The sequence below is a fragment of the Luteibacter sp. Sphag1AF genome, assembly GCF_014192715.1.
Lineage (GTDB): Bacteria > Pseudomonadota > Gammaproteobacteria > Xanthomonadales > Rhodanobacteraceae > Luteibacter.
This window is the reverse complement of record NZ_JACHYH010000001.1, coordinates 1,168,601-1,194,522: the sequence shown is the minus strand read 5'-3', so window position 1 is coordinate 1,194,522 and position 25,922 is coordinate 1,168,601. Positions and strand designations below refer to the sequence as shown.

At 63.5% G+C, this 25,922-nt stretch carries 27 protein-coding genes; 14 read left to right on the top strand and 13 right to left on the bottom strand.

The genetic code is table 11. The annotated features are described in order from the left end of the window. The first annotated feature begins 73 nt into the window (after positions 1-73). The 3 genes from FHW69_RS05455 (at position 74) to FHW69_RS05445 (ending at position 2,719) form a co-directional block, all read left to right on the top strand. Entirely contained in the window at positions 74-691 is a 618-nt protein-coding gene (locus tag FHW69_RS05455) for a CDP-alcohol phosphatidyltransferase family protein (RefSeq protein WP_255494518.1), read from the top strand. Positions 692-923: 232 nt separating this feature from the next. Further along, positions 924-2,252 carry a methyl-accepting chemotaxis protein gene (locus tag FHW69_RS05450; RefSeq protein ID WP_255494683.1) on the top strand — a complete coding sequence of 443 codons (1,329 nt, stop codon included), beginning with the start codon at positions 924-926 and terminating at the stop codon, positions 2,250-2,252. A gap of 47 nt (positions 2,253-2,299) precedes the next feature. Beyond that, complete coding sequence (locus FHW69_RS05445; RefSeq protein ID WP_183421963.1) at positions 2,300-2,719, top strand: VOC family protein; 420 nt, start codon at positions 2,300-2,302, stop codon at positions 2,717-2,719. Between the two features lie 11 nt (positions 2,720-2,730). Here FHW69_RS05445 and FHW69_RS05440 read toward each other — a convergent pair whose 3' ends face one another. Together FHW69_RS05440 and FHW69_RS05435 are read right to left on the bottom strand one after the other, a co-directional pair. Further along, positions 2,731-3,498, bottom strand: a complete 768-nt coding sequence (locus FHW69_RS05440; RefSeq protein ID WP_183421962.1) for a class I SAM-dependent methyltransferase — start codon at positions 3,496-3,498, stop codon at positions 2,731-2,733. Positions 3,499-3,551: 53 nt separating this feature from the next. Further along, complete coding sequence (locus FHW69_RS05435; RefSeq protein WP_343203967.1) at positions 3,552-4,370, bottom strand: excisionase family DNA-binding protein; 819 nt, start codon at positions 4,368-4,370, stop codon at positions 3,552-3,554. A 151-nt stretch (positions 4,371-4,521) separates the two neighbouring features. On the opposite strand from FHW69_RS05435, the gene FHW69_RS05430 reads away from it, so the two are divergent. The 3 genes from FHW69_RS05430 (at position 4,522) to hmpA (ending at position 8,184) form a co-directional block, all read left to right on the top strand. Continuing rightward, entirely contained in the window at positions 4,522-5,286 is a 765-nt protein-coding gene (locus FHW69_RS05430; RefSeq protein WP_183421960.1) for an SDR family oxidoreductase, read from the top strand. 133 nt (positions 5,287-5,419) lie between these two features. Beyond that, complete coding sequence (locus FHW69_RS05425; RefSeq protein WP_183421959.1) at positions 5,420-6,814, top strand: sugar porter family MFS transporter; 1,395 nt, start codon at positions 5,420-5,422, stop codon at positions 6,812-6,814. 188 nt (positions 6,815-7,002) lie between these two features. Continuing rightward, on the top strand, positions 7,003-8,184 hold the full coding sequence (gene hmpA / locus FHW69_RS05420) for an NO-inducible flavohemoprotein (RefSeq protein WP_183421958.1): 1,182 nt from the start codon (positions 7,003-7,005) through the stop codon (positions 8,182-8,184). A gap of 7 nt (positions 8,185-8,191) precedes the next feature. Here the strand turns inward: hmpA and FHW69_RS05415 are convergent, their stop codons facing one another. From FHW69_RS05415 to FHW69_RS05375, 9 genes are all read right to left on the bottom strand, one after another. Beyond that, positions 8,192-10,135, bottom strand: coding sequence for a response regulator (locus FHW69_RS05415; protein ID WP_183421957.1), 1,944 nt, complete (start codon positions 10,133-10,135; stop codon positions 8,192-8,194). Then, positions 10,125-10,979 (bottom strand): ATP-binding protein, encoded by an 855-nt coding sequence (locus FHW69_RS05410; protein WP_183421956.1) that lies wholly within the window; start codon positions 10,977-10,979, stop codon positions 10,125-10,127. The genes FHW69_RS05415 and FHW69_RS05410 overlap by 11 nt, the downstream gene beginning before the upstream one ends. Beyond that, complete coding sequence (locus FHW69_RS05405) at positions 10,972-11,988, bottom strand: ATP-binding protein (RefSeq protein ID WP_221195381.1); 1,017 nt, start codon at positions 11,986-11,988, stop codon at positions 10,972-10,974. The genes FHW69_RS05410 and FHW69_RS05405 overlap by 8 nt, the downstream gene beginning before the upstream one ends. Continuing rightward, the gene (locus FHW69_RS05400) at positions 11,979-12,383 is read right to left on the bottom strand and encodes an anti-sigma regulatory factor (RefSeq protein WP_183421954.1); all 405 of its coding nucleotides are present in this window, start codon (positions 12,381-12,383) and stop codon (positions 11,979-11,981) included. Before FHW69_RS05400 ends, FHW69_RS05405 begins: the two co-directional genes overlap by 10 nt. Further along, positions 12,380-12,742, bottom strand: a complete 363-nt coding sequence (locus FHW69_RS05395) for an STAS domain-containing protein (protein WP_183421953.1) — start codon at positions 12,740-12,742, stop codon at positions 12,380-12,382. The genes FHW69_RS05400 and FHW69_RS05395 overlap by 4 nt, the downstream gene beginning before the upstream one ends. A 4-nt stretch (positions 12,743-12,746) precedes the next feature. After that, on the bottom strand, positions 12,747-13,598 hold the full coding sequence (locus FHW69_RS05390) for an STAS domain-containing protein (protein ID WP_183421952.1): 852 nt from the start codon (positions 13,596-13,598) through the stop codon (positions 12,747-12,749). Positions 13,599-13,731: 133 nt separating this feature from the next. Continuing rightward, on the bottom strand, positions 13,732-14,268 hold the full coding sequence (locus FHW69_RS05385; protein WP_183421951.1) for a DUF2058 domain-containing protein: 537 nt from the start codon (positions 14,266-14,268) through the stop codon (positions 13,732-13,734). A 52-nt stretch (positions 14,269-14,320) separates the two neighbouring features. Beyond that, entirely contained in the window at positions 14,321-15,730 is a 1,410-nt protein-coding gene (locus FHW69_RS05380) for an ATP-binding protein (protein ID WP_183421950.1), read from the bottom strand. Continuing rightward, on the bottom strand, positions 15,727-16,392 hold the full coding sequence (locus tag FHW69_RS05375) for a response regulator (RefSeq protein ID WP_183421949.1): 666 nt from the start codon (positions 16,390-16,392) through the stop codon (positions 15,727-15,729). Before FHW69_RS05375 ends, FHW69_RS05380 begins: the two co-directional genes overlap by 4 nt. Before the next feature lie 161 nt (positions 16,393-16,553). Here FHW69_RS05375 and FHW69_RS05370 point away from each other — a divergent pair, with 161 nt between their 5' ends. Continuing rightward, the gene (locus tag FHW69_RS05370) at positions 16,554-16,967 is read left to right on the top strand and encodes a hypothetical protein (RefSeq protein WP_183421948.1); all 414 of its coding nucleotides are present in this window, start codon (positions 16,554-16,556) and stop codon (positions 16,965-16,967) included. 8 nt (positions 16,968-16,975) lie between these two features. Here FHW69_RS05370 and FHW69_RS05365 read toward each other — a convergent pair whose 3' ends face one another. Further along, positions 16,976-19,054 (bottom strand): PAS domain-containing sensor histidine kinase, encoded by a 2,079-nt coding sequence (locus tag FHW69_RS05365; RefSeq protein WP_183421947.1) that lies wholly within the window; start codon positions 19,052-19,054, stop codon positions 16,976-16,978. A 159-nt stretch (positions 19,055-19,213) separates the two neighbouring features. On the opposite strand from FHW69_RS05365, the gene FHW69_RS05360 reads away from it, so the two are divergent. Next, on the top strand, positions 19,214-19,558 hold the full coding sequence (locus FHW69_RS05360; protein ID WP_183421946.1) for a ribonuclease E inhibitor RraB: 345 nt from the start codon (positions 19,214-19,216) through the stop codon (positions 19,556-19,558). Between the two features lie 56 nt (positions 19,559-19,614). Here the strand turns inward: FHW69_RS05360 and FHW69_RS05355 are convergent, their stop codons facing one another. Then, positions 19,615-19,956, bottom strand: coding sequence for a carboxymuconolactone decarboxylase family protein (locus FHW69_RS05355; RefSeq protein ID WP_183421945.1), 342 nt, complete (start codon positions 19,954-19,956; stop codon positions 19,615-19,617). Positions 19,957-20,149: 193 nt separating this feature from the next. Here FHW69_RS05355 and FHW69_RS05350 point away from each other — a divergent pair, with 193 nt between their 5' ends. The 6 genes from FHW69_RS05350 (at position 20,150) to FHW69_RS05325 (ending at position 25,920) form a co-directional block, all read left to right on the top strand. Continuing rightward, positions 20,150-20,707, top strand: a complete 558-nt coding sequence (locus FHW69_RS05350; RefSeq protein WP_183421944.1) for a sigma-70 family RNA polymerase sigma factor — start codon at positions 20,150-20,152, stop codon at positions 20,705-20,707. After that, positions 20,704-21,489 (top strand): anti-sigma factor, encoded by a 786-nt coding sequence (locus tag FHW69_RS05345; protein WP_183421943.1) that lies wholly within the window; start codon positions 20,704-20,706, stop codon positions 21,487-21,489. Before FHW69_RS05350 ends, FHW69_RS05345 begins: the two co-directional genes overlap by 4 nt. Positions 21,490-21,621: 132 nt before the next feature. After that, positions 21,622-22,581: a fatty acid desaturase gene (locus FHW69_RS05340; RefSeq protein ID WP_183421942.1), complete on the top strand. Its 960-nt coding sequence runs from the start codon at positions 21,622-21,624 to the stop codon at positions 22,579-22,581. 5 nt (positions 22,582-22,586) lie between these two features. Then, positions 22,587-23,879 carry an FAD-dependent oxidoreductase gene (locus FHW69_RS05335; protein WP_183421941.1) on the top strand — a complete coding sequence of 431 codons (1,293 nt, stop codon included), beginning with the start codon at positions 22,587-22,589 and terminating at the stop codon, positions 23,877-23,879. Continuing rightward, the gene (locus tag FHW69_RS05330; RefSeq protein ID WP_183421940.1) at positions 23,876-24,652 is read left to right on the top strand and encodes a DUF1365 domain-containing protein; all 777 of its coding nucleotides are present in this window, start codon (positions 23,876-23,878) and stop codon (positions 24,650-24,652) included. Before FHW69_RS05335 ends, FHW69_RS05330 begins: the two co-directional genes overlap by 4 nt. Next, complete coding sequence (locus tag FHW69_RS05325) at positions 24,649-25,920, top strand: cyclopropane-fatty-acyl-phospholipid synthase family protein (protein ID WP_183421939.1); 1,272 nt, start codon at positions 24,649-24,651, stop codon at positions 25,918-25,920. The genes FHW69_RS05330 and FHW69_RS05325 overlap by 4 nt, the downstream gene beginning before the upstream one ends. The last annotated feature ends 2 nt before the right edge of the window (positions 25,921-25,922 follow it).

Genomic DNA, 25,922 nt, shown 5'->3' with positions numbered 1-25,922 from the left:
CACCCCGGCCGCGTGTCGGGTTAGGCTCACCGATCATCTGTATTTTCTGACCTCACAGGACTGCCATCCGCCCATGAATGCGCGCCGACCCTTTGCGATGATTCGCGAGTTCCATCTCGCCGACTGGTTCACGCTGGGAAATGCCGCGGCGGGTGTCAGCGCGCTGTTTTCGATGATGTCCTATCTCCAGTATGGCGAGGTCTGGCACATCTATCTGGCCTGCTCACTGGTTGTGGTGGCGCTGGTTTTCGACATCCTGGACGGGCGTGTCGCCCGCTGGCGTCAGAAAAGCTCTGCGCTGGGCCGTGAGCTCGACTCACTGGCCGACGTCATCTCGTTCGGCGTAGTGCCCGCCGCCATCGCTTACGGATGCGGCATGCAGGGTTCGCTGGATCGCGTAGTGCTCGTGGCGTTCGTCGCCTGTGGCGTATCGCGTCTGGCCCGCTACAACGTCACGGCCGAAGCCATGTCGGCCGGTGGCGACAAGGTCAAATATTTCGAGGGAACGCCGATCCCGACCACGCTGATCCTGGTCGCGATGCTGGCCGTGGCGGCGTTCTACGGTGCCCTGGGCGACAGCCTGTGGGGTGGCACGCTGTCTTTCGGTCGGCTCGAACTGCATCCGCTGGTGCTGCTTTTTGCAGGTTCCGGGGCGCTGATGATCAGCCGCATCCGCATTCCGAAGCTTTGACCTGCACGGTTTGCCACGATCCAACCAGCATGCTCGCTACGCAGAATCGGCATGGCTTCACATGGTCTTGACGCTCATTTTTTAACTCATTGATTTGGCGAGGTTTATGTGGCGCGCGGGCGGCCGTCCGGCGTTCAAGCCCCTCATCACAGGGCCGATAACCGACCTCAAGGCGAAGTCCGGAGCATGAGTCCGGGCCGGACCTGTGGGTGGGGGAGGAATGACCGTGACAATGACGATGCTGGCCGGCCTGACGTCGGTCTTCAAACGGGCAGGAGGCCGCACGCGCACGGATGTACGTAGCCAGATGGACGCCTTGAACCGGACCCAGGCGGTCATCGAGTTCCGCGTCGACGGCACGGTGCTCACGGCCAACCAGTTGTTCCTCGACACCTTCGGTTACGAGTTGAAGGACATCGTGGGCAGACACCACCGCATGTTCATGGACCCCGCCGAAGCCGAACTGCCCGCTTACGCGGAGTTCTGGAAAAACCTTGCAGCGGGACGGGCCGATTCGGCCATGTACCGGCGCCTTGCCTCCGACGGGCGCGAGGTCTGGATTCAGGCCAGCTACAACCCTGTGCTGGGGCGCGACGGCAAACCCTATAAAGTGGTGAAGTGCGCGACCGACGTCACCGCGCGACGTCTCCAGATTGCCGACATGGAAGGCCGCCTCGCCGCCATCGACAAGGCCCAGGCCGTCATCAGCTTCACGCTGGACGGCATCATCCTGGAGGCCAACGACAACTTCCTGCAAACCATGGGTTACACCCGTGAGGAAGTGATCGGCCAGCATCACCGGATGTTCGTGGACCCCAAAGAGCGCGAAAGCGCGGAGTATCTCGCCTTCTGGGAAAAGCTCGGTCGGGGCGAATACGACGCATCGCTGTACCGTCGCGTGGATCGCGCCGGCCGGGAAATCTGGATTCAGGGCACCTACAACCCGATCTTCGACATGGCCGGTCGCCCGTTCAAAGTGGTGAAGTACGCCACCGACGTCACGGCGCAGACGCGCGCCACGCGCACGCTGCATACCTCGCTGGCCGATCTTGCCGACACCGTGCCGGCCATCGCGAAGCAGGCGCGCGCGACCAATGATCTGGCTACCGAAGCCAGCCGTTCGGCTGCCGATGGCGGCGAGATGGTCAACGCCGTGATCGCCACGATGGCGGCCATCCATGAAGGTGCGCGCGACATCGCGGAAATCGTCAGCATGATCGACAGCATCGCCTTCCAGACCAACATCCTGTCGTTGAATGCCGCCATCGAGGCGGCGCGCTCCGGTGCGCACGGTCGCGGCTTTGCGGTCGTGGCTCAGGAAGTCCGCCTGCTGTCGCAACGAAGTGCCGAGTCGGCGCGGGAAATCCGCACGCTCATCGAGAAGACGCTGCTGCGCGTGGAAGAAGGAAGCGCGCGCAGTACGGATGCCAGCGCCGCCATGCGGGACATCCTCACCTCGGTGTCTGCCGTGCGCGAGCGGGTGGCAGACGTGGCCCACGCGACCGATGCGCAGGCCGGCGGCATTGACGTGGTGCGCCGCGCGGTGGCGGAACTCGCCTGAGCGCCAACTTCGGCGTAAGTTGCTTCCAACTTACGCCGGAGAACGCCATGTCAACGGGCAGTACGATCATTCCGTGCCTGCGCTATCGCGACGCGCATGCCGCCATCGCTTTCCTCTGCAAGGCCTTTGGCTTCACCCAACAAGCCGTTTACGAAGACGCTCAGGGCCAGGTGGAACATGCCCAGCTGACTTACGGCTCCGGCATGGTCATGCTGGGCAGCGTGCGCGACGACACGCCGTTCGGCCAGCTGATGATGCAGCCGGACGAGGCGGGCGGCAGACAGACCCAGTGCTCATGCATCACGGTCACCCATTGCCGCGCGCACTACGACAACGCCGTGGCAGCAGGCGCGATCATCGTCGATGCCTATTCGGAGAAAGAGTATGGCGGGGCTGGTTACAGCGCGCGCGACCCTGAAGGCCATCTCTGGTACATCGGAAGTTACGACCCCTGGAAGGGGCCGTAACTTCCGTTGTTTTACTTAGGCTTGCGGAACCGATAGACGAACTGGTCGGTCTTCCCGCGAATCTTCGGATCGAAGACTTTCAGCGTGTGATCGTCGGCCGGGTTGCGCAGTACATTGCTTTCGCCGTCGAACACGAAGCCAGCCGCCTCCACCTGCTTGCGCACGATGGCCGGGTCGATGCGATGCAGCGTGTTGGTGTCGCGCAGGCCGGAGCCAGCCTCCGCCACGTGGTCGATCACCACGAACGTGCCGCCGGGCTTCAGCGCGTCGAATACCTGCTTGTCGAACCTGGCCAGGTCCACCTTGCCCATGAAGGGGTCGGGGTAGTCGTGGTAGTTCTGCGAAGTGAATACCACGTCGGCCTTCTCGGGAAGGCTGACGGCAGCAGCCGGCTGCACCAGCACCACGACGTTGTTGTAATGCGGATCGGCAGCCAGCGCGCGCGATCCCTTGACGTCCGACTCCGCTTCCTTCGCGTACTCGGTGGGCCACACGGCAAACACGCGTCCCTTCGGGCCCACGATCTGACTGAACACCCGGGTGAAATAGCCGCTGCCGGGGATCAGGTCGACCACGCGCTGACCCGGCTGCACACCGGCGAACGTGGCCAGTTCGGTGATCTTGCGGCGAGAGTCATTGACGGCATCGGCCTGCCGGGCAGGGTCGTTCACCGCCGCCGTGACGGCGGCCGGAACGGCGCCGGGCGTGGTCGCCTGATCCGCCAGTGCGGCGGCAGGCAGTGAGGCGGCAAGCAACAAAGCAAGAACGTTCAAGCGCATGAGGAAGCTCCATGACGGTGAGTTGCCGCTGCATTGTGCGCGCAATGCAGCCCTCAGGTCAGGCCCCGTTCGCACATTCTCAAACGGATTTCGTCATTGGCGATGGCAGCCAGTGCACGCAGCCCGCGTTCCTGCACCGGGTCCAGAGTGCGAGGCTTGCGGTCCAGCACGCATAGCGTGCCAATCGCGTGTCCGTCCGGAGCGCGTACCGCGTACCCGGCGTAGAAGCGCACGTGCTGTTCGCCGATGACCAGCGGGTTGTCGCGGAAGCGCTCGTCCTCGCACGCGTCTTCCACGACCAGCACGCCGTCGGCAAGGATCGCGTGGTTGCAGAACGCCCATTCGCGCGGCGTCTCCACCATGTCGGTGCCCTGGCGCGACTTGAACCACTGGCGCCTCGCGGTCAGCACGGTCAACAGCGATACCGGTGTGCCTACGATCAGGCTGGCCAGCCAGGTGATCCGGTCAAATGCAGGATCAGCGTGAGAATCCACAAGGCCGGTGCGTGCCGTCGAGCGGAGCCGGGCGTCTTCGTCTGCGGGAGTGACATAGCCTGGCTCGCGCAACGGCTGCATCTCGGCGGCCGTTTCGCCAATTAGATGACGCGCGCCAGTAGACCGCGATCCACCGGCCGTGCGCTGGTCCAGCAAACCAAGCACCGCACTGCGTCGCACGCGACGATGTCCACCGGGCGTTTTCCAGGACGCAAGCTCTCCACTTTCAATCCATTTCTGCGCGGTACTCACCGAAACCCCCAAAAGATTCGCAGCGTCCCGCGTGGTCAGCGTGGGATCGTCGTCGGGAGATAGATCGTTTTTGCTTTGGGTGGCCAAATGGAAGTTCGAGCAGAAGAGGATCAGCCAAACTAACACAGCATCTACGGCACAGTGCTTATGATTTTTTGTGTCGCTGCCGATGATCCCTCCGGGGCACGTGACGTCAGCGTTACGATGTGCAATTGCGATCCATTCTCACAAAGTCGTCACTTTGATCACTTCGCTTTTCCCGAGGAATTGTCCAGGCATGAGCGCGTTCGCGACCTATCCCAGTCTCATCGACAAAGTCGTTCTGATTACCGGAGGCGCCAGTGGCATCGGCGCTTCGTTCGTCGAGCATTTCGCGCGCCAGGGCGCTAAAGTAGGGTTTCTCGATCTGGATCAGCCAGGCGGCGAGCGACTGGCAGCAACGCTGGCCGACGCCATGCATCCACCGCGCTTCGTGCCATGCGATTTGTCCGACCCCGCCGCGCTGGACCGGGCCGTGACCGAGGTGCGTTCGGCGTTCGGCCCCATCGGAGTGCTGATCAACAACGCCGCCAACGACGTGCGCCATCAGTTCGCCGACACGACGCCAGCCGCGTTTGATCAAAGCGTGGCCACGAATCTTCGTCATCAATATTTTGCGACGCAGGCAGTGCTCGCCGACATGCAGTCGTTGGGTGGTGGCTCCGTCATATGTCTTGGTTCCACAGGATGGATGCGCAAGAACGCGGGCTACCCGATGTACGCGATGGCCAAGGCCGCCATCAGCGGATTCGTCAACGGCATGGCCCGCGAACTGGGTCAGCAGCGCATCCGTATCAACTGCCTCGTTCCCGGCTGGGTCATCACCGAGAAGCAGCAGCGCCTTTGGCTGGACGAGGAAGGCGAAGCAGAGATCAGGCGAGTGCAGTGCATGCCCGGACATCTTCTCCCGGAAGACCTGGCACGTGCCGCCCTCTTCCTCGCCGCTGATGACAGCCGCATGTGCACCGGCCAGAACTTCATCGTGGATGGTGGCTGGGCATAGCCCGATCCCTGGCTCGCAATACCCGTGCGGCATGAATCGCAGATGAGGACTAACGCCATGCGCACTTGCTGATGACAGCAAGAACACATGCCACGGCATTCAATTTTCCCCTTCTCACGCTGGGGAATCACCCATGGATGCTCAAGTCAAAGCTGCCACCGTTCCGCCTGAGGTACGCGGAGCGGTGTTCACCACCTGTGTACTGGCTGCCCTCGCTGGCCTGATGTTCGGCCTCGACATCGGCGTGATCTCCGGCGCCACCCAGTTCATCCAGGCGGAATTCAAAGTCTCTGATCACATGATCGAGGCCATCGTCAGCAGCATGATGGGCGGTGCAGCGGTGGGTGCGGTCGGGGCAGGCTGGATGTCTGCCGTCCTGGGACGGAAGCGTTCGCTTTTGCTTGCCGGCGTGCTGTTCGTGGCGGGCTCGCTGTTCTGTGCAGCCGCCTGGTCACCGGAAAGTCTGATCGTTGCACGCTTCGTGCTGGGTCTGGCCATCGGCGTGGCGACGTTCACGGCGCCCCTGTATCTGGCGGAGGTTGCGCCAGAGCACATTCGCGGCGCGATGATTTCCGTCTATCAGTTGATGATCACCACGGGCATTCTGGTGGCATTCCTTTCCGATACCGCCTTCAGTTCGTCAGGCAACTGGCGCTGGATGCTCGGCGTGATCGCGGTGCCGGGTGTGCTGTTTCTCGTGGGTCTGTTCTTCCTTCCCGATAGCCCGCGCTGGCTGCTGATGAGGGGAAGAAAGGATGAAGCCCAGGTGGTTCTGAAGAAGCTGCGCGGCGACGACACCGTGATCGCCCGTGAAATATCCGACATCGAAGAGCAGTTGAAGACGCGTCAGCATGGCCTGAGCCTGTTCCTCGGAAACAGCAACTTCCGTCGCTCCGTGGGACTGGGCGTGTTGTTGCAGGTTGTCCAGCAGTTCACCGGCATGAATGTGGTGATGTACTACGCTCCGCGCATTTTCAAGGACATGGGATACGACACGCATGCGCAGATGTGGTTTACCGCTGCGGTGGGTCTGACCAATGTGCTCGCCACGCTGATCGCGTTCGCGTTCGTTGATCGTCTGGGTCGAAAGCCCATTCTGTATGCGGGCTTCGCCATCATGGCCACGGGGCTGGGCGTGGTGGGCACGATGATGCATCTGGGCATCCAGTCGCACGGCGAGCAGATTTTCACCGTCGCGATGCTGCTGGTTTTCATTGTTGGTTTCGCGATGTCGGCGGGCCCGTTGATCTGGACGCTGTGTTCGGAAGTGCAACCGCTGAAGGGACGCGATTTCGGCATCGCCTGTTCCACCTTTACCAACTGGGCGGCCAACGCCATTGTGGGCGCCACGTTCCTGTCGCTGCTGAGCGGTATCGGCAATGCGCAGACGTTCTGGCTTTATGGCGCGCTCAATGCGCTGTTCATCCTCATCACGTTCTGGCTGGTGCCGGAAACCAAGGGCGTGACGCTGGAGCAGATCGAGCGAAAGCTGATGCACGGCGAACGCCTGCGCAATATCGGTCGCTGATGCAGCGAGGGCCGTCTCGCCTGTATGGCGGTACGGCCTTCGGTCATATTGACTGGAGCGTGGGTCGATCAGACGTCGCGCAGTGGCAGTCAAAACGACGTCGAACGGTCTAAGTGGTTGTTCCGACCGTGTCATCCTTGCTGGCACGGTCGTTGATGTTGTCTGCGGACACCATCGAAGGATCAACCATGCTATCTCCCGAACATCGTGCCATCGTCCGCGCCACCGTGCCACTGCTGGAGACGGGCAGTGAGGTGCTTGCCCGGCACTTCTACCGCACGCTGCTGGCAGAGAATCCACAGGTGCGTGCGTACTTCAATCCCTCCCACCAGCACAGCGGCGCGCAGCAGCGTGCCCTTGCGCGCGCCGTGCTGGCGTATGCGCGCCACATCGACCAGCTTGACGTGCTTGCGGACCTGGTTCGCGTGATCGTGTGCAAACACGTGGCCATGCAGGTACCGGCTTCGTTGTATCCGGTAGTTGGCGCCACCTTGCTGCGTTCCATTCGCGAGGTGCTGGGGCACGAGGTGGCTACCGACGCCGTGCTCGATGCCTGGGGTGCCGCGTACGGACAACTGGCGGCCCTGCTGGTGGAAGAGGAGCGGAAGATCTACGACAGCGTGGCGAAGAAGCCCGGCGGCTGGCGTGGCGCCCGTCAGTTTGTGGTGGTGGCCAAGACCCGCGAAAGCAGCGAGGTAACCTCGCTGACCTTCGCACCGGACGACAACGGCCCGGTGATGCTGCACGAGCCGGGGCAGCACATCGGTCTGCGTGTGGATATTGACGGCGTGGAGACACGGCGCAACTACGCCATCTCATCGTTGACCAATGGTTCCACGTATCGCATCAGTGTGAAACGGCAGCCCGGTGGCGTGGTCTCCGGCTATCTGCATGATCGCGTGAACCTCGGCGATACGCTCGAGCTATTCCCGCCGTCGGGAGACTTCGTGCTTCAGAGCAGCGGTCGGCCGCTGGTGCTTATCAGCGGCGGAATCGGGATCACCGCAACGTTGCCGATGCTGGAATCTGCACTGGCAGAACAACGCCCCGTGCATTTCATCCACGCGGCGCGCCACGCATGTGCGCACGCCTTCCGCATCGACGTGGAAATGCTGGCCAGTGAGCACGCCCATCTGAAGCATTACACCTGCTATGAATTACACGACCAGCCGGACAACCCGCCGGATGCCACCGGTCTTGTCGACAGCGCGCTGCTCGCCGCGTGGATGCCGGCGACACGCGACGTGGATGTGTACGTGCTGGGCCCCATCGCCTTCATGAAGGCGATGAAGGCCGGCATGGATGAGCTGGGCATACCGGCGGAGCGCACGCGTTACGGCTTTTATGGTCCGGCCACCGCGCTCGACTGAACTTCAGCTACCGGCGCAACAGCATGGTGTGTACGCGCGCCAGCAAATCGTCGATGGCATACGGCTTGATGACCATGTCCATGCCTGCGCCGAGAAACGCGTCGCGATCCAGCGCGTTCTCGGCGTATCCGGTCATGAACAGCACGGGCAGGCGCGGGCGCCAGGCTCGGGCGATATCCACCAGCGCGCGGCCGTCCATATCCGGCATGCCCACATCGGTCAGTAGCAGGTCGATGGCGGTATCACCTCTTAGCAACACAAGCGCGGCGTCTACGTCGGCCACGTGCGTGCAGCGATAGCCTGCGTCAGTCAGCAGCTCAGCGGTGAGCACGCGGACGGTCGTGGTGTCTTCCACCAGCAGGATGTGCTGCCCGGTGCCCCGGGTGACTTTGATTGCTGCGACGGGCTCTTCGACGTCCGGTGCTTCCGTGGCGGGAAGGATCAGTGTGACCTCGGTGCCGCGCCCCGGCCAGCTGCGAATCAGTGCTTCACCGCCAGACTGTCGTGCAAATCCGTAAATCATCGAGAGGCCAAGCCCCGTGCCACGACCCAGCGGTTTGGTGGTGAAGAACGGATCGAACACTTTGTCGAGAATGTCCGGCTCAATGCCGGTGCCGTTGTCGCGCACCGACAGCGAGATGTACTCGCCGCCGAGGAGTTCCGCATGGTTGCGCACTTCCAGCCGGCTGGTCGCCACGATGATGCGGCCACCATTGGGTAAAGCATCGCGCGCGTTGATGACCAGATTGATGACGGCATTTTCGAGCTGATTGGGGTCCACGCGCGCATAGGCGCCGTCCACCAGCGCCTCCATGTCGAGCTGGATGGTTTCACCGATGGTTCGCCGGAGCATGTCGCCCAGCGAACGCACGTGCTGGCTCACATCCACCGGACGGGCATCCAGCGGCTGCTGGCGGGCGAAGGCGAGCAGGCGATGTGTCAGCGCTGCGGCACGGCGTGCCGAGCCAAGCACGGCATCGGCGAAGCGCTGCACGCCTTCGTGACGCCCCTCCGATATGCGCTGATTCATGATCTCCACCCCCGTGATGATGCTGGTGAGCAGATTATTGAAGTCGTGCGCGATGCCGCCAGTGAGCTTGCCCAGCGCGTCCATTTTTTGCGCCTGGAACAATTGTGCTTCCGTACGTGCGTGTTCTTCGACCTCGCGTGCGAGCTGCGTGGTGGTCGTGTCCAGTTCGGCCATCTGCTCGCGTTCGCGCTGGCGCTGCTCGGTGATGTCATCCACATAGATGATGCCGGTGCCCAGCGTGCGGTAAGGCGCAACACGCCATTCGGTTTCGCGCACGCCACGACGGGTGCTCAGCAGGATCGTGCCATGCCAGCGGTCACCGCGGGCAAGGTGCTCGCCGAGTTCGGTGAGGGTCGCGTCTTGCCCTTCGACGATGCGTTCGGCCAGTGCAGGCCCTGTGCCCTTGTCGTCAAGAAGGCGTGCGAAAGCCTGATTGCTTTCGTGCACGCAAAGCGTGGCACTCACCACGGCCACGGGGGCGGCAACGTTGTCGAAGATTTCGCGGAAGCGCGCCTCGCTCTCGCGTAGCGCCAGTTCGGCGTCACGCACGCGAAGCAGCGTGCGCAGGGTTGCCAGCAACACGTCCGGATCGACCGGATGAATCAGGTAAGCATCCGCGCCGGCATCCAGCCCGGTGATGAGGTCACCGGTTTCAATGGAGGCGGCGGACACATGGATCACGGGAAGCAGGGCGGTACGATTCTCTGCGCGCAACTTGCGCACGATATCGAAGCCGCTCATGTCGGGCAGGTTTACGTCCAGCACGAGCGCATCCACGCGTGAGTGTTCCAGAAGGACCAGCCCATCGGTGCCTGTGCCTGCTTCCTCGACGTGGTAGCCATGGCGTTCCAGCACGCGTCGCATCGCGTACCGCGTGGCTGCGTTGTCGTCAACGATCAGCAGATGAATGTCAAGCGCCATCGGAGGTCTCCTGCGGTAGCGCCACGGGGACGATCACGAAGAAAACCGAACCCTGGCCCGGCACGCTGGTGGCCCCCACTTTTCCACCCAGCAGGGCGGCGAAGCGGCGGCAGAGCGAAAGGCCCAGACCCGTGCCGCGCCAGCGCTTCTGCAACGGTGAATCCACCTGCGTGAAATCATCGAACAGGCTGTCCATGGATTCCGGCGGAATGCCGATCCCTGTATCGCTGACCGAGAAGCAGACCTCGTGCTCGTTTTCCATGCGCGCGCAAACGCGGATTTCGCCGTGCTGGGTGAACTTGAGCGCGTTGGAAATGTAATTGCGCAGAATCTGCGCCAGCTTCTTGTCATCGGTGAAGAGGCGCGGAATGCCCTCGGGATCTTCAAAGATGAGGTCCGCCGTCGTGGCATCCCCGATGGGGCGGAACATGCCGCGCAGCGCCGCGAACAGATCCAGCATGTCGAACCAGGCAGGCGAAATGGTGATGCGTCCTGCCTCGATCTTGGCCAGGTCAAGCAGATCGTCCACCATGTCGCTGAGCTCGCGGGCGGCGCCACTGACAAACTGGATCTGCTTGTGCTGTTCGTCGTTCAGCGGGCCATCCAGCTCATCGCTGAGCAGTCGCGTGATGCTCAGGATCGAGCCCAGCGGCGTGCGGAATTCGTGGCTCATGTACGACAGGAAGCGGCTTTTCAGATCCGACGCCTGGCGCAGCTCTTCGGCCTGCATGTCCAGTTCGGCGTACAGCGCGACCACCCCGTGATTGGTCTCTTCCAGTTCGGAACGAAGCGCTTCGTTCTCGCGGCGGAGGGCGTCGATGGCAGTTGCGTCGTTATCAGCCACGCGGGGCCTCCAGTGCGATGACCAGAACGGTGACGTCGTCACGACCCCGGCTAAAATCCCGATGAAGCACGGCGGAAATCACCGCCGGATGCCTGTGCCACAGACCGGGGTAGTCCGTGAGCCGCCAGCGGGATTGCAGGCCGTCGCTGTGCATGACGAGCAGTTGCCCTCCCGATTGGGGAAAGTCGAAGGTGTGGGCTCGTCTGAACTGTACGCCAACTATGCCCGGATGCGATGCGAGACCCCGCGAGCTGTCTGGCCCCAGCAGAGTGGCAGAGATGTTGCCGATGCCGCTGAACCGCAGTCGGCCATTCTGGCGCTCATGGCGTGCAATGGCCACGGCGCCGCCGCGCGTGCCGGTCATTGCACTATGCGCATCGGCCAACGTTTCGGAAGGGTCGCCAAACGGGCTCGCGAGGAACGCGGCGATGGCGGCGTGTGCGGCTACCTGAGCATCAGGTCCATGGCCCAGCCCATCCACGACCATGCAGGCAAGCGCGTCGCCGTTGCAGGTGAGGGCCCAGCTGTCGCCGCAGGCGGGATCGTCGTGCAGCGACTGCTGTACCGCGCCGAAGCGGTGGTCTTGCTCCTTGAGCACACGGGGATACAAGCGCGCCAGCAGCACCGAACCGCGTTCATCGGAGTAATGGTCGAATACCTGTGCCTGACGCATGACCGAGCCAAGCCCGATGCCCTGCGTGCCGCGACTGGATACGCCATCGGGCAGGCACTGGGCGAGGTCGAAGCCAGGACCGCGATCCACGGCGAGAATCTCGACTCCCACCGCATCGCGGCCGGGAACGCAGCGCAGGTAAACGGCGCCGTGCCGCCCATGCTTCAACAGATTGCTGGCAAGTTCGGTTGCCACCAGCGCAACGCGTCCGGCGTCCGTTTCATCAAAACCTGCGCCTTCGGCCAACTGCTGCGCAGTGCGCCGCGCCTGACCGACCTGGCTGATCTCTTCAACGGCTACGACGTGCGCAGGCGTGCCTGCAATTCTCATGTCCATCGCGCAATGGTGATGCGCGTCCCCACGCCAGGCCGGCTGTCGATGTCGAAGTCGCCCACCAGGCGTTTCGCACCGGTAAGACCAAGGCCAAGGCCGTTGCCCGAAGTCCAGCCGTCGGTCATGGCCAGCTTCATGTCTGCAATGCCCGGGCCTTCGTCGCGGAACACAAGGCGCAGACCGTGGCGGGCGCCATCCTCAAGAATCTCCCAGTCCATGTCGCCACCACCGCCGTAGACGACGGTGTTGCGCGCCAGCTCGCTGGCGGCAGTGACGATCTTGGTCTGGTCGATCAGTCGAAGACCGCACTCCACGGCAAGCCGGCGCACGGTGTGGCGCGCCAGCACCACGTCCTGCTCGATGCGAACGGGTTGGGTGCCACTGTCGCGAACGATCATTGGTGGTCCAGGCGTGCGCGCAGCAACGTCATGCCGCGTTCCACATTCAAGGCGGTGATGACGCCGGGCAACGTGAGGCCAAGTTCCACCAGCGTGATGGCGACTGCGGGCTGCATGCCCACCAGCACGGTGTCGGCATCCATGATTTTCGACAGGCCCGAGATGTTGCCGATCATGCGACCGATAAACGAGTCGACCATGTCCAGCGCCGAGATGTCGATCAGCACACCCTTGGAGGAACAGGCACTGATGCGTTCGGAGAGGTCGTCCTGCAAGGTCAGCGCGAGCTGATCGTGCATGTCGACCTGGATCGTCACCAGAAGGAACTCACCCATCCTGAGGATCGGGATACGGTCCATGGTGTCAGGATGCCTTGACGACGGTGAGTCCCGAGCGGCGCAGTGCGAGCGCCAGTGCGTCAGCGAGGTTGGCCTTGGTGACGATGCCTTGCAGGTCCAGACCCAGATGCACGATGGTCTGCGCAATCTGCGGACGCACGCCGCTGATGATGCAGTCGGCGCCCATCAGGCGGATGGCGGTGACCGTCTTCAGCAGATGCTGTGCCACCAGCGTGTCGACCGTGGGTACACCCGTGATGTCGATGATGGCGATTTCCGAACCGGTATCCACGATGCGCTGAAGCAGCGACTCCATGACCACCTGCGTGCGCTGCGAATCCAGGGTGCCGATCATGGGCAATGCCAGCACACCGTCCCACAGCTTGACCACGGGCGTCGACAGCTCCAGCAGTTCTTCCTGCTGACGCTTGATGACTTCTTCGCGCGACTTCTGGAAGGTACGGGTCGTATGCATGCCGAGCTGGTCGAGCAGTTCGGTGGTTGCCCACATCTGATCGGCGAGCGTGGCAGGGTCCGTGGCATACGTGCGCTGAAGCAGCGCGAACAGCGGACGCTTCAGCGAAAAGATGAAGTTGGCCGTGTGGTGGGATTCAAAACCCTGCGTGGCGCGCGTGCGCGACAGTTTTTCGAGGAACTGTCTGGCGCTGTCCCAATCGGCTCCGGAGATGTTGGATGCATCGCCGTTTACTGCGCAGGTAATGACCAAGCCCAGAAACTCGGCCGTTTGCCGGGCAAGCTCTTCCGGGCTCAGGCCGCGGGCGGCACCGCTTGCTTCAAGATTGGCTCGCCACTCGGCCAGCAGTGCTGCTTCGTGGGAACCCATTGCGTCCGTCGTTTGCCGGGCAAGTGCCGCCATCGTTGAATCCCCAATATAAAGAAGGTTGATTCTGGCGTGCGGCGCCGGGCAATGGAATAGCCACCCGGACACTATTTTTCACACGGATGTTGACGCTTTCTTCACGTCATTCGCGCATGACGTGGCGTTGCAATTACCACATCAAATCGTCAGGCACCTGGAACTGTTTGTAGTAATCATCTTCGTCATCGGCACTGGGCTGCCCAGGGGTGCCGTGATCCAGCACGATATACGACGCGTCGCGTGCATGAACCTTGTCGGCTGCGGCACGCGGAATCAGCGCATACCCATCGCCATCGCGGGCGATCACCAGCACGCCGCGCGACAACTGGGTGCGAAGCAGTTCGTTGACCAGGATGGACTTGATGCGGTCGCCGTCGGTGAAGCGATAGTCCAGTTCGCCTTCGCGCTTGACGGTGTTGGTCTGGATGATCTGCCGAATCTGCGCGCGGATCTCGCCGGCCTGGGCTGCTGCCTTGCGTTCCGCTTCGATGGCGCGGTCACGTTCGGCTTTCTCGGCCTTCAGTCGTGCGGCATCCACCTTGTCGGCGGACGGCGGTGCCGGGGCTTTGCCCTGCCGCTGTTTGGTCTGCTCGCGAACCGCCTGGGAGACCTTCGATTTTGTCGTGAGGCCGGCTTTAAGTAGTTGTTCCTGGAGAGGGTTGCGCATGATGTCGGTACGTCAGATCAGCAGAGTCAGGTCGATTGTAGCGGCAGCAGCGTCACCCGGCGTGAGCCGATTTTGGAATGCGCACCCGCACCCGGAGCCCCTGGCCGTGGGGTGAATCCAGCAGTTCGATGGTTGCGCCATGAAACCAGGCGGCGCGCTGCACGATGGAAAGGCCAAGCCCCAGCCCGTCACCGCCTGAACCCGGTTCCCGGTGGAAGCGCGTAAACACGTGCTCACGGCGCTCCGGCGCGATGCCCGGACCATCGTCGACGACTTCCAGCGTGACGGTATCGGCATCCTGGGTGACAGACAGTCCGACGTGGCCGCCAGCAGGCACATGGCGCAGCGCGTTCTCCAGCAGATTGCGCAGCATCGCGCCCAGTGCGGCGCCATAGCCGACAAGCGGCACGTGGTCGGGCAGGGAGGTCACGCTGAGTTCCACGTGGCCGGTGGCGATCAGCGGCGTGATGTCGTCCAGCGTGTCGCGCACGACGTCCACCATGTCCAGCGCCACGCGCGGGCCGGCCGCGGCGCCAGACTCCAGTCGCGCCAGCGCCAGCAGCTGCTCCGTACGCCGGGCCAGCGATTCCAGGCATTCGTGCGCGGAGCGGATGGCGAGGTCAGCTTCCGCGCCCTTCGCCAGTGCCATCGCGTTTTCGAGGTTGATCATGGTGGACGCGAGCGGCGTGCGCAGTTCGTGCGCCACGTCGGCGCTGAAGCGGCGTTCGCGTTCCAGGGCGTTCTCGATGCTGGCGATCTGCGTGTTCAGCGCATTCACCACGGGGGCAATTTCACGCGGTGCATCGTCCAGCACAATCAATTCGCGACTGCCCGGCTCGCGTGCGGACAGCGCATTGGTCAGCGTTTCCAGCGGACGCAACCCGCGCCGCACTGCCCAGCCGATCAACAGGGCCAGCAGCGGAAGCAGCAGCAGCGGAGGCAGGCCATGTTCGATCCACAGGGCATGGGTGATGTCGTGGCGACTGTCGTAGCGCTCACCCACGCGAATGGTCACGCCCGCGTCGGTATCGGTCAGCATGTAAACGCGCCACAGGTGCCTGCCGGCCTGCACGTCGTGAAATGTTTCCGCGTCCCCGGCACCGGCAGGTGGCGGCAGTGCGGCCATGTTTTCGGTCGCAAGAATCGTGCTTCCGTGGGCATCGAACACCTGATAGCCCACCTCCGATTCGTACGTGTGCCCCTGAACCGTGAGTGCATTATTGCGCACCGCGTTGATGGGAACGCTCAGGTGTTCGTCCGATCCGCGCGCCAGCGCGGCGATGCCCACGTGCTGTACCAGCACGTCCAGCGTACGCGCGGCCTGGGCCAGGCGCCCATCGGACAGCTCGTCAATTTCGTTGAGTGTCTTCCTGAAACTGAAGATGCCCAGCGGCACCAGGATGAGCAGCATCAGGCCGATGATCAGCCAGCGAAGGCGCGAAAGGATGCTTCGGGAGGTCATCGGGGATCACGCGGAATCATGTAGCCAAAACCACGCACCGTCTGGATGGCGGTGGCGCTGAGCTTGCGGCGCACGCCGTGGACCAGCACTTCGAGCGCGTTCGCGCTCATCGCGTTGTCCAGGCCGTAAATGGAGTTTTCCAGCGCATCACGGCGCACGAGGCGACCCGCGCGCTCCAGCAGCATCTGCACCAGTGAAAACTCGCGACGGGTCAGCTCCACCCGGTTGCCATGCCAGGTCACGTCGGACGTGGCGAGGTTCATCGACAGGGCACCGGCTTCCACCAGATTGTCGGCCAGCCCCTGAGCACGGCGGGTCAGCGAGCGGATGCGCGCGGCCAGTTCGTCCAGGTGAAACGGCTTGACCAGATAGTCGTCGGCTCCGGCGTCCAGCCCCTGAATGCGCGATTCCACGGAATCACGCGCCGTCATCACGATGACCGGGGTGCCGACGCGCGCCCTGCGCGCTTCCACCAGCACGTCCAGGCCGTCTTTACCGGGCAGGCCCAGGTCCAGCAGGATCAGGTCGGCTGTCTGGTCGCGCAGGGCTATCAGTGCCTCGGTGCCGTTGCGCAGCCAGGACACGGTGTAGGTCAGGCGTTCCAGGGCAGCCTGAATGGCCGTTCCCAACGGAATGTCATCTTCGACCACGATGATATGCACCCATCGTCTCCTTCAGCAGTACCGGGCAGACGAGACCATAGCTCAGCGGGTGTCCCGATGCTTCTTCCTAAGCTTTCGATAAGAATCGGGGCACACACTGGCCGGGCAGGCCCGGCGACGGGCCCCCATGCTGACGGAGTGAGGCCACCTTGTTCTCCCGAGTGATCCGATCGTTTCGCCGTGCCCGCGCGATGAAGGCGGCAGCGGCGCTATGCAGTCATGGTCGTCGCGTGGACGCCGTCAATGGTGTGTGGGCGCATTACCAGAAGGACCCGGCACTTGCCCGGGTACTGGAAGCGGCGGGTGGCGATCGCGCCACGCTCAGCCGGATTGTGGTCTCGATGGAGCTTTCCGGCGCCGGTGTGTCCTTGCGTGGTCATTACGTGCCGGTATCGGCGTTGTTTTTCGCCGACACGCTTACCTACTGCCTGCGCAGCCTGGCCGGTCAGGTCGATCCGGCCCACTGCGCGCGCGAACTGATGTGCTATTTCGCCAGCGGTGCCATTGATTTCTCGCCGGAGCGCAGCGTGCGCACCGGCAAGACCGAGTCGTCACGTTTCGCCGCCACGCCCTGAAAGCCGGATTACAGCCCCCTCGCCAGACGCAGGGCGTTGGCCAGATCTTCCAGCCCGTAGGGTTTGCGCAATAGCGGGAACCGCTCCAGATCCTCGGCACCGATCACCGATTCGTAGCCGCTGGTGAGCAGCACGGGCAGCGTGGGTTGCCGCAGGCGAACCTCGCGCGCCAGCTCCACGCCGTTCATCGAGCCGGGCATCATTACATCGGAAAACACCACGTCCACTGGTCGCCCGTTGGCCAGTGCGCCCAGCGCCGCCTCCGCGCTGCTTACGTGCAGCACGTCGTAACCCAGCTGACGCACCATTTCGACAGCCAGTGCAGCCACCCGTTCGTCGTCTTCCACCACGAGCGCGATGCCCTGGGAGTCCGGCGGCGGCTGGTCGTAACGGAACGTGCACGGCGCCTGCCGCTTCGTGGGTATGCCATGTGTGCGCGGGAAGATCATGGCGACTGTCGTGCCCACACCCGGCCGGCTGTCGACATGAATGGCGCCGCCTGACCCGCGCACGAATCCGTAGGTCTGCGCGAGCCCCAGGCCGGAGCCCTTGCCCATGCCCTTGGTGGTGAAGAAGGGTTCAAAGACACGCCGCAACACCTCGGCGCTCATGCCGCTGCCGGTATCGGTAATGGTCAGGTGAACCAGGTCACCGGGCAGTTCCGCGCGTTCGTCACCTGAGGTGTTGTTCGCCTCAATGACCAGCTTGCCGCCCTCGGGCATGGCATCGCGTGCGTTGACCGAAAGATTGAGGATGGCCAGTTCCAGTTCGCCGGCATCCACTTCGATGGGCCATGTGTCTTCGGCCACCCGGATGGACACCTCGATGTCCCCGCGCAGGCTGCGCTCCAGAAGTTCGCGCATGCCGCCAATCTGGGTGGCCAGGTCGATCGGTTCGGGGCGTAGTTGCTGCCGTCGTGAGAACGCCAGCAACTGGCGGCTGAGGCCGGCGCCGCGTTCCACCGCCTGGCGCATGGCGCCGAGCATGCGCTGGCGCCGTTCTTCGGGCATGGGCTGGTCGATCATGTCCAGGCCGCCAGCCACCACGGTCAGCAAGTTGTTGAAATCGTGCGCCACGCCGCCCGTGAGCTGGCCCAGCGCTTCGATTTTCTGGGTTTGCCGGATGCGGTCCTCCGCTTCCAGCAGGCGTGCTTCGTCCATCACTTGCCGGGTCGCATCGCGCGCGATGACGTAGGCACCCAGTTGCCGTCCATCCGGTGCACGCATGGCACTGAATCTGGCGTCGTAGATGATTTGCTCGCCCTGCGGGTCTTCGTACTGTTCGCGAATGGCGAAGTCTTCGCCGCCGAGCACGCGCGTCCAGTGTTTGCTGATGCGCGCCTGGGCTTCAGGGAACGCATCCAGTATGCGAAGCAGATGGTCGCCGGGCTGAGGGCGCATGCCAAACAGGCGCTCGAAGCTGTCCGCGTGCGCGTGATTGGCGGCAAGGATGCGGAAATCCATGTCCAGTACCTGGATCATGTCATCGGTGGCTTCGACTACGTCGGCGAGGACATCACGTTCGGCCACGGCGGTGGCGAACCGGCGCTCCATGGTTTCCGCGCGCGCCTCGTGGCGCTGCTTCTCCAGTACGAACTCGGTGGTCTCGGCGCACACGACAAGTACACCACCCACGCCGTTGCCTGCCGTCACTTCGTTGATCGGGCTGAAGCTGTAGGTCCAGCAGACGTCTTCAAGCACGCCGTGCCGCAGGATCGGAACGATCTGGTTTTCGTTCCAGGTGGAGCCGCGATTGTCCATGACCTGTTCGATCTGCGGCCCGATGATGGGCCAGATGTGCGCCCAGCATTCACGGCCACGCGCCCCGAGCGCGCTCGGGTGTTGCTCCGGGCCCAGCGAGCGGGCATAAGCGTCGTTGTAAAACTGGATGAGCTCATCGCCCCACCATATGAACATGGGATGCTGCGTGCCCAGCAACAGGCGCGTAGCCGTTTTCAGGCCTTGCGGCCATTGCCCGGGTGGACCCAGCGGAGTGGCGGCCCAGTCGAACGCCCGAGTGCGGCGGCCCATGTCGCCGCCACCGATCAGAAAGTCAAAATCGTGGAGTCGCTTCGCCGCGTCGGTCATCTCTGCGTCCCTTCATCCTCGTGACACCCCGATCTTTCACTTTGTGACCCTGCCCCTGTGGCGCATCTTAGCCAAAGGAATGGGGGCGGATGCGCGAACAGGTACGCACGATCGCAATGCGCCGTGCGCTAAGCTGCGTGTTCACCAGAGCGAACGATCATGACTGAAGACATCAGCTTTTCCCCCGAAGACGAAAACCAGGCCGTGCTCGACCAGATGGTTGAACAGGGCGACGACCTCTCGATTCCGCGTGAATTCGATTTCTCCGTGATCTTCACCTCGGAGGAAAATGCGCTGGAGTTCGCGGTGCATCTGCTGCGCAGCGACATGAAAGTGTCGTTCTCGGAATACGAAGAAAGCGAGGAGTTTCCGTGGCAGGTACAGGTTCACCCATACATGCTGCCGACCATCGAGAACATCACGGGGTTTGAAACCCTGCTGGCTGAAGGCGCCCATCCGCTGGGCGGCGAAAACGACGGCTGGGGCTGCGAATCGCAGGGCTGAGCAGTCATGTTATCCATTCGCACGGGGCCTGCGCCCCGTGCGAATGACAGGCCCGGTCAAGCCTTGCTGTGCTGCTCCAGCGCATCCATCACGCGCGCCGAATACACCAGCGCGGCGCCTGCATTGAGTGCAATGGCCACGCCCAGCGCCTCGGTGATTTCCTCCTTCGTGGCGCCGTGTTTCAGCGCCTCGCCCGTGTGCACCGTGATACATCCATCGCAGCGCGTGGTGACAGCCACGGCCAGGCCAATGAGCTCGCGGGTTTTCGCATCCAGATGATTGGTTTTCTGTCCGGCTTTGGACAGAGTCATGTATCCGGCGATGGTATCGGGACTCAATTTGCCGATTTCGCTGATTCGGCCGCCGAGTTCCTTGCGGTATTCAAGCCAGTCGAGCATGGGATGTCTCCTTCAGGTGGGTAGGTGTGCCCACTATGGACCCGCGCCGGCTGGCTGGCACCCCACGTGACGCTATACATTGGGGGGATGGCGCGAGCGCAGGCGTGGCGTCATGGAAGGATCAACGGCTTCGTCACGATGGCCCCCGCATCCTTCGCCGGCCGCCAGACCTTTTTCGGGGAACCGCTTCACGATGACTGCCACTGCTTCCGAGCGTGACGAATTGAATGGCCTGCTCGTCCGCACGGGACGGGGCGATCAGGCATCCTTTGCCGAGCTTTATCGCCGTGCGGCGCCGAAGCTGTATGGCGTGTGCCTGCGCATGGCGCGGGATCGGGGCGATGCCGACGAGGTGCTCCAGGAAACATTCATCACCGTCTGGCATCGCGCCGCCACGTTCGATCCGGGCAAGGCCAGCGCCATGACCTGGCTGACGACGCTGGCGCGCAACAAGGGCATCGACCGGCTGAGGCAGCACCGCGAAGAAACCCTGGGCGACCCGGATCACCTCAATACCCTTGTGGATGAAGACCCTACGCCGGCCGCCGGCGCCGAGGCCAGTCAGGAGTACGGACGACTCGCCCGTTGCCTGGAGGCGCTGGAGCCGCAACAAAAACGCTCGGTGCGTGAAGCCTTTTTCTCCGGCGCTACGTATAAGGAATTGGCGGCCCGGCTGGATGTGCCGCTCGGAACCATGAAAAGCTGGATCCGTCGCGGCCTCCTTCAACTACGTGCGTGCCTGGACTCATGACAACCCCCGACGAACGCAACGAGCTTCGCTACGCCGAATACGTCCTCGGGGTGCTGGATGCCGACGCCCGTGCCGAGGTGGCACGCGAAATCCAGACGCTGCCTGAAGCCGCCACGGCCGTGGCGCTGTGGGAACAGCGGCTGGCCCCACTGACCGGCTCCATCAGGGAAGTGCCCCCGCCGCCGTATCTGTGGGCCCGCATCCGCGAGGCCCTGCAACTGGACATTCAGGCTCGTAGCCGACCAACGCCCTCGATCTGGGACAGCCTGCGCCTGTGGCGATGGGTTGGCGTTGGCGCGATAGCGGTGGCTGCCGCCCTGGCGCTGGTCGTGTCCGTACCTGGCCTGATCCATCCTGCGGCGCCGGTCGGAGAGGCCGCGGGCTACATGGCGTCCACCATTCAGCAGGACAACGGCGCCACGGGCTGGACGGCGACCATGGACCTGAAGAACGCACGCATGATCGTGGTGCCGGGTACGCCGGTTGCCCTGGAGGCCGGCCGGGCGCCCGAACTGTGGCTCATTCCGCAGGGCGGCAAGCCCATATCGGTGGGCATGATCGAGCGCGACAAGCCCACCACCCTCGCGCTGGACCGCGCCATGCTGGCCCGCCTCGGACCCACGGCTGCCCTGGCCGTGTCCGTGGAACCGCTGGGTGGCTCGCCTACCGGCCAGCCGACTGGCGCCGTGATCGCCAGGGGTGCGATCACCGGAGCCCCTGAATCTACCGGGCCGCACACGGCAAGTGTGATCGCCGGCCGGACGGATCGCCCCACCGCCTGAGTTCCCTGCCATGCATCCGGCCGCCACTTTCGTGGCGGCCGGATCGGCTGTATTGAAAATGATTGCCGTCTGCGTGCATCCGGATACGGGTTTTGTCCGTACCTAGCTATGACACGTGCAAAGGCAACGCTCATGGCTTCGTCCAACCCCACCGCGACCCTCCCCACCGCCCGGCCGAACCTGGCGGTGCGCGTGCGCCGCTGGTTCGACAGTGCGGCCGCCGAGGAAGTGGACGCGTCGCGTGAGGACCGTATCGACTGGCTGCGTGCCGCCCCGTTTGTCGCCCTGCATGTGGCCTGCGTGTGCGTGATCTGGGTCGGCGTGTCGCCCATTGCCCTGATCGTTGCGGGTGTCCTGTACGCCGTGCGCATGTTCGCGCTGACCGGTTTTTATCACCGCTACTTCTCACACCGGACCTTCCAGGTGTCGCGGACGGTGCAGTTCGTGTTTGCCGTGATCGGCGCCTCGTGCGTCCAGCGCGGTCCCCTGTGGTGGGCGGCGCACCATCGTCATCACCATCGGGTCACCGACACGCCGGACGACCCGCATTCGCCAAAGATCCATGGGTTTCTCTGGAGTCATATCGGCTGGTTCCTGACGCCACGCAACTTCCGCACCGATCTGTCCCGCGTGCCCGATCTGGCGAAGTTTCCCGAACTGCGCTGGCTGGACCGCTACGACACGCTGGTGCCGGTGCTGCTGGCCGCCGCACTCTTCGGCCTGGGCGTGCTGTTGCAACGCGTGGCGCCAGGCCTGCATACCTCCGGTGCGCAGATGCTGGTATGGGGCTTTGTGGTGTCCACCATCGTGCTGTTCCACGCCACGGTGACCATCAATTCGCTGGCCCATCGTTTTGGCAGCCGTCGTTACGACACCAAGGACGACAGTCGCAACAACCTCTGGCTGGCACTGCTGACCTTCGGCGAGGGCTGGCACAACAATCATCATTTCTTTCCCGGTTCCAGTCGCCAGGGCTTCCGCTGGTGGGAAGTGGACCTGACCTGGTATGGCCTCAAGGCGATGTCGGCCCTTGGACTCGTTCGGGGTCTCAAACCCGTGCCCGCCTGGGTACTGCAACGGGCGAGGAGCTGACGGTCATGCGTATTGCCGTGGTGGGATCAGGCATTGCGGGGCTGGCGTCGGCGTGGCTGCTGTCGCGCATTCACGAGGTCACGCTTTACGAAGCATCGGGCTATTTCGGCGGACACACCCACACGCACGATGTGGTGCAGGCGGGGAAGCGCTATAGCGTGGATAGCGGGTTCATCGTGCACAACCCCGCGCACTATCCGCTGTTGACGCGATTGTTCGCGCAGCTGGGTGTGGCATCTCAGCCCACCACCATGAGCTTTTCGGTGCACAACGAAGCCAGTGGCCTGGAGTACAACGCCGCGACGCTGGACACGTTGTTCTGCCAGCGCAGCAATCTCTTCTCGCCGCGCTTTCACGGCATGGTGCGCGACCTGATGCGCTTCTACCGCGAGGCGCCTGCCGTGCTGGCGCTGCCTGACGATGGCATGACGCTGGGTGACTATCTCGAACGTGGCCGCTACGGCGCCGCCTTCCGTGATGAGCACCTGATTCCGATGGCGTCCGCCCTGTGGTCATCGCCTGCGCAGCAGATTCTCCGGTTTCCCGTGCGCTATCTGATCCGCTTCATGGCGAACCATCAGATGCTGCAAATCAGTGGCCGGCCGCAGTGGCGCGTAGTGACCGGTGGTTCGGCTACCTATGTGCGGGCCATGCGGGCCGGCTGGTCAGTGCGAGAGCGCCTGAACTGTGCGGTGCACGCTGTGCGTCGTCATGTGAACGGCGTCAGCATTGAAAGCGATGGTGGCACGGACCATTTTGATCGCGTGGTGCTTGCCTGCCACAGCGATCAGGCGCTGGCGCTGCTGGATGACGCCAGTGACCGGGAGCGCGACATCCTGGGCGCCATGCCCTATCAGGCCAACGACACTGTGCTGCACACCGATGCGCGGCTGCTGCCCCGTCGTCGCAAGGCATGGGCCGCGTGGAATGCGTGGTTGCCGCGCGATCCGGGTGAAGCATGCACGGTCAGTTACTGCATGAACCTGTTGCAGGGCATCGAGTCACCTGAGCCGTTCGTGGTGACGCTCAATCGCACGGCCGCGATTGATCCGGATCGCGTGCTGGCGCGCATGCGTTACCACCATCCCGTGTACTCCACCGCATCTGTGGCGGCGCAGGCACGCAAGGACGAAATTCAGGGCCAGCGGCATACCTGGTTTGCAGGGGCGTACTGGGGATGGGGCTTTCACGAAGACGGCATGCGCAGTGCCGTGGAAGTGGCCACCGCGCTGGGTGCCGCGTGGCCAATGAATGCATCGGCGCGACAGCCACCGGCGATGCGCGGAGTGGCAGCATGAACACGCCCTGGCGAAGCGCCGTCTATGAAGGGCGCGTACGCCACCGTCGTCATGCGCCACATGCGCATGCGTTCGAATACACCATGGCGCAGCTTTGTCTCGATCTGGACGAAGTGGACGCCGTGTTTGCAAAGCGCTGGCTGTGGTCGGCCGAGCGACCCAATGTCGCCTCGTTCCGGCGCAGCGATTATCTGGGGCCTGGCGATATGCCGCTGGGTGAAGCCGTGCGCCAGCGCGTGCACGAAGCGACCGGCCATCGCCCGGAAGGTCCGGTGCATTTGCTGACGCACCTGCGTTATGCGGGACTCGTTTTCAACCCGGTGAGCTTCTACTACTGCTACGCAGCGGACGGACAGACGCTGGAGAGCGTCGTCGCCGAAATCACCAACACGCCATGGCGCGAACGGCACGCGTATGTCCTTCCTGTGGACACGGCGACCCGTCATGGGCGTGCATGGCATTGGGATTTCCCGAAGACCTTCCACGTGTCGCCCTTCATGCCCATGGACTGCGAATACAGCTGGCGCTTTACGGCACCGGGCGATGATCTGCATGTGCACATGGACGTGATTCGCGAGGGGCAGCGCGCATTCGATGCCACGCTGTCGCTGCACCGCAGGGAACTGGACGCCGCATCGCTCGCGCGCGTTCTGTGGCGTTATCCGCTGATGACCGCCAAGGTCGTCGGCGCCATTCACTGGCAGGCGTTCCGGCTCTGGCTGAAGCGGAATCCTGTCCACGACCATCCGGCACTGCATCGGGACTCCCCATGAACGACATCGCCGCCGCCGTTGCTCCCGCTCCGGGCAGCCTGGACCGCCTGCTGCGCGGACAGCTTCTTTCCACCCTTGGTCAACTGGATCACGGCCAGGTCGTGATCGAGGATGCGCTGGGCCGTCATACCTTCGGCGCTTCCACCCCGGGCGATCTGCCACTGATCCACATGGATGTGCGTGATCCGGCGTTCTATCGCGCGGTAGCAACGCATGGCAGCGTGGGTGCTGGTGAGGCATACATGGATGGACTTTGGCGTTGCGACAACCTGGTCAGCCTGATCCGTCTGCTGGTGCGCAATCGCGACATGCTCGATGGCATGGAAACCGGTCTGGCGCGCGTGGGTGGCATCGCGATGCGCGCATGGCACGCGCTGCGCCGGAACACGGTCGCCGGCAGCCGGCGCAACATCGCCGCCCACTATGACCTGGGCAACGACTTCTTTGGTCTGTTCCTCTCGAACGACCTCATGTATTCCTCCGCCCTCTGGACCCGTCCGGACGACACGCTGGAGGACGCTTCGTTCGCCAAGCTTGAAAGCATCTGTCGCAAGCTGGAACTGGCGCCCACGGATCGCGTAATCGAGATCGGCACAGGCTGGGGCGGCTTCGCCATCCATGCGGCAAAGCACTACGGTTGCCATGTCACCACCACGACGATCTCCCGCGAACAGCATGCGCTGGCCAGTCAGCGCGTTGCCGAGGCGGGATTGCAGGATCGGGTGACGCTGCTGCTCAAGGACTATCGCGAACTGGATGGTCAGTACGACAAGCTGGTGTCCATCGAGATGGTGGAAGCTATCGGCGCGTCCTACCTGGATACGTACTTTGCGACTATCGGCCGGTTGCTGCATCGCGATGGGCTGGCGCTGGTGCAGGCCATCACGATTGAAGATCACCGCTATGCCCAGGCACTGCGCTCGGTGGACTTCATCAAGCGCCACGTATTCCCGGGCAGCTTCATTCCCTCGGTGCAGGCACTGATAAGCGCCAAGTCACGTGCGAGCGATCTTGCGCTGGTGCATATGGAAGACTTCGGCGAGTCGTACGCGCGCACGCTTGAGGCATGGCGCACGCGCTTCATGGCCCGGCTGGCCGACGTGCGCGCGCAGGGCTTCGACGAACGCTTCATCCGCATGTGGGAGTTTTACCTCGCGTATTGCGAAGGCGGCTTCCGTGAGCGATCGATCGGCGTGGCGCACCTGCTGATGGCACGCCCCGGCAACCGACGTCCGTCATCGCTGCCCGAGCGGCAGCAGGTGATGTGAGC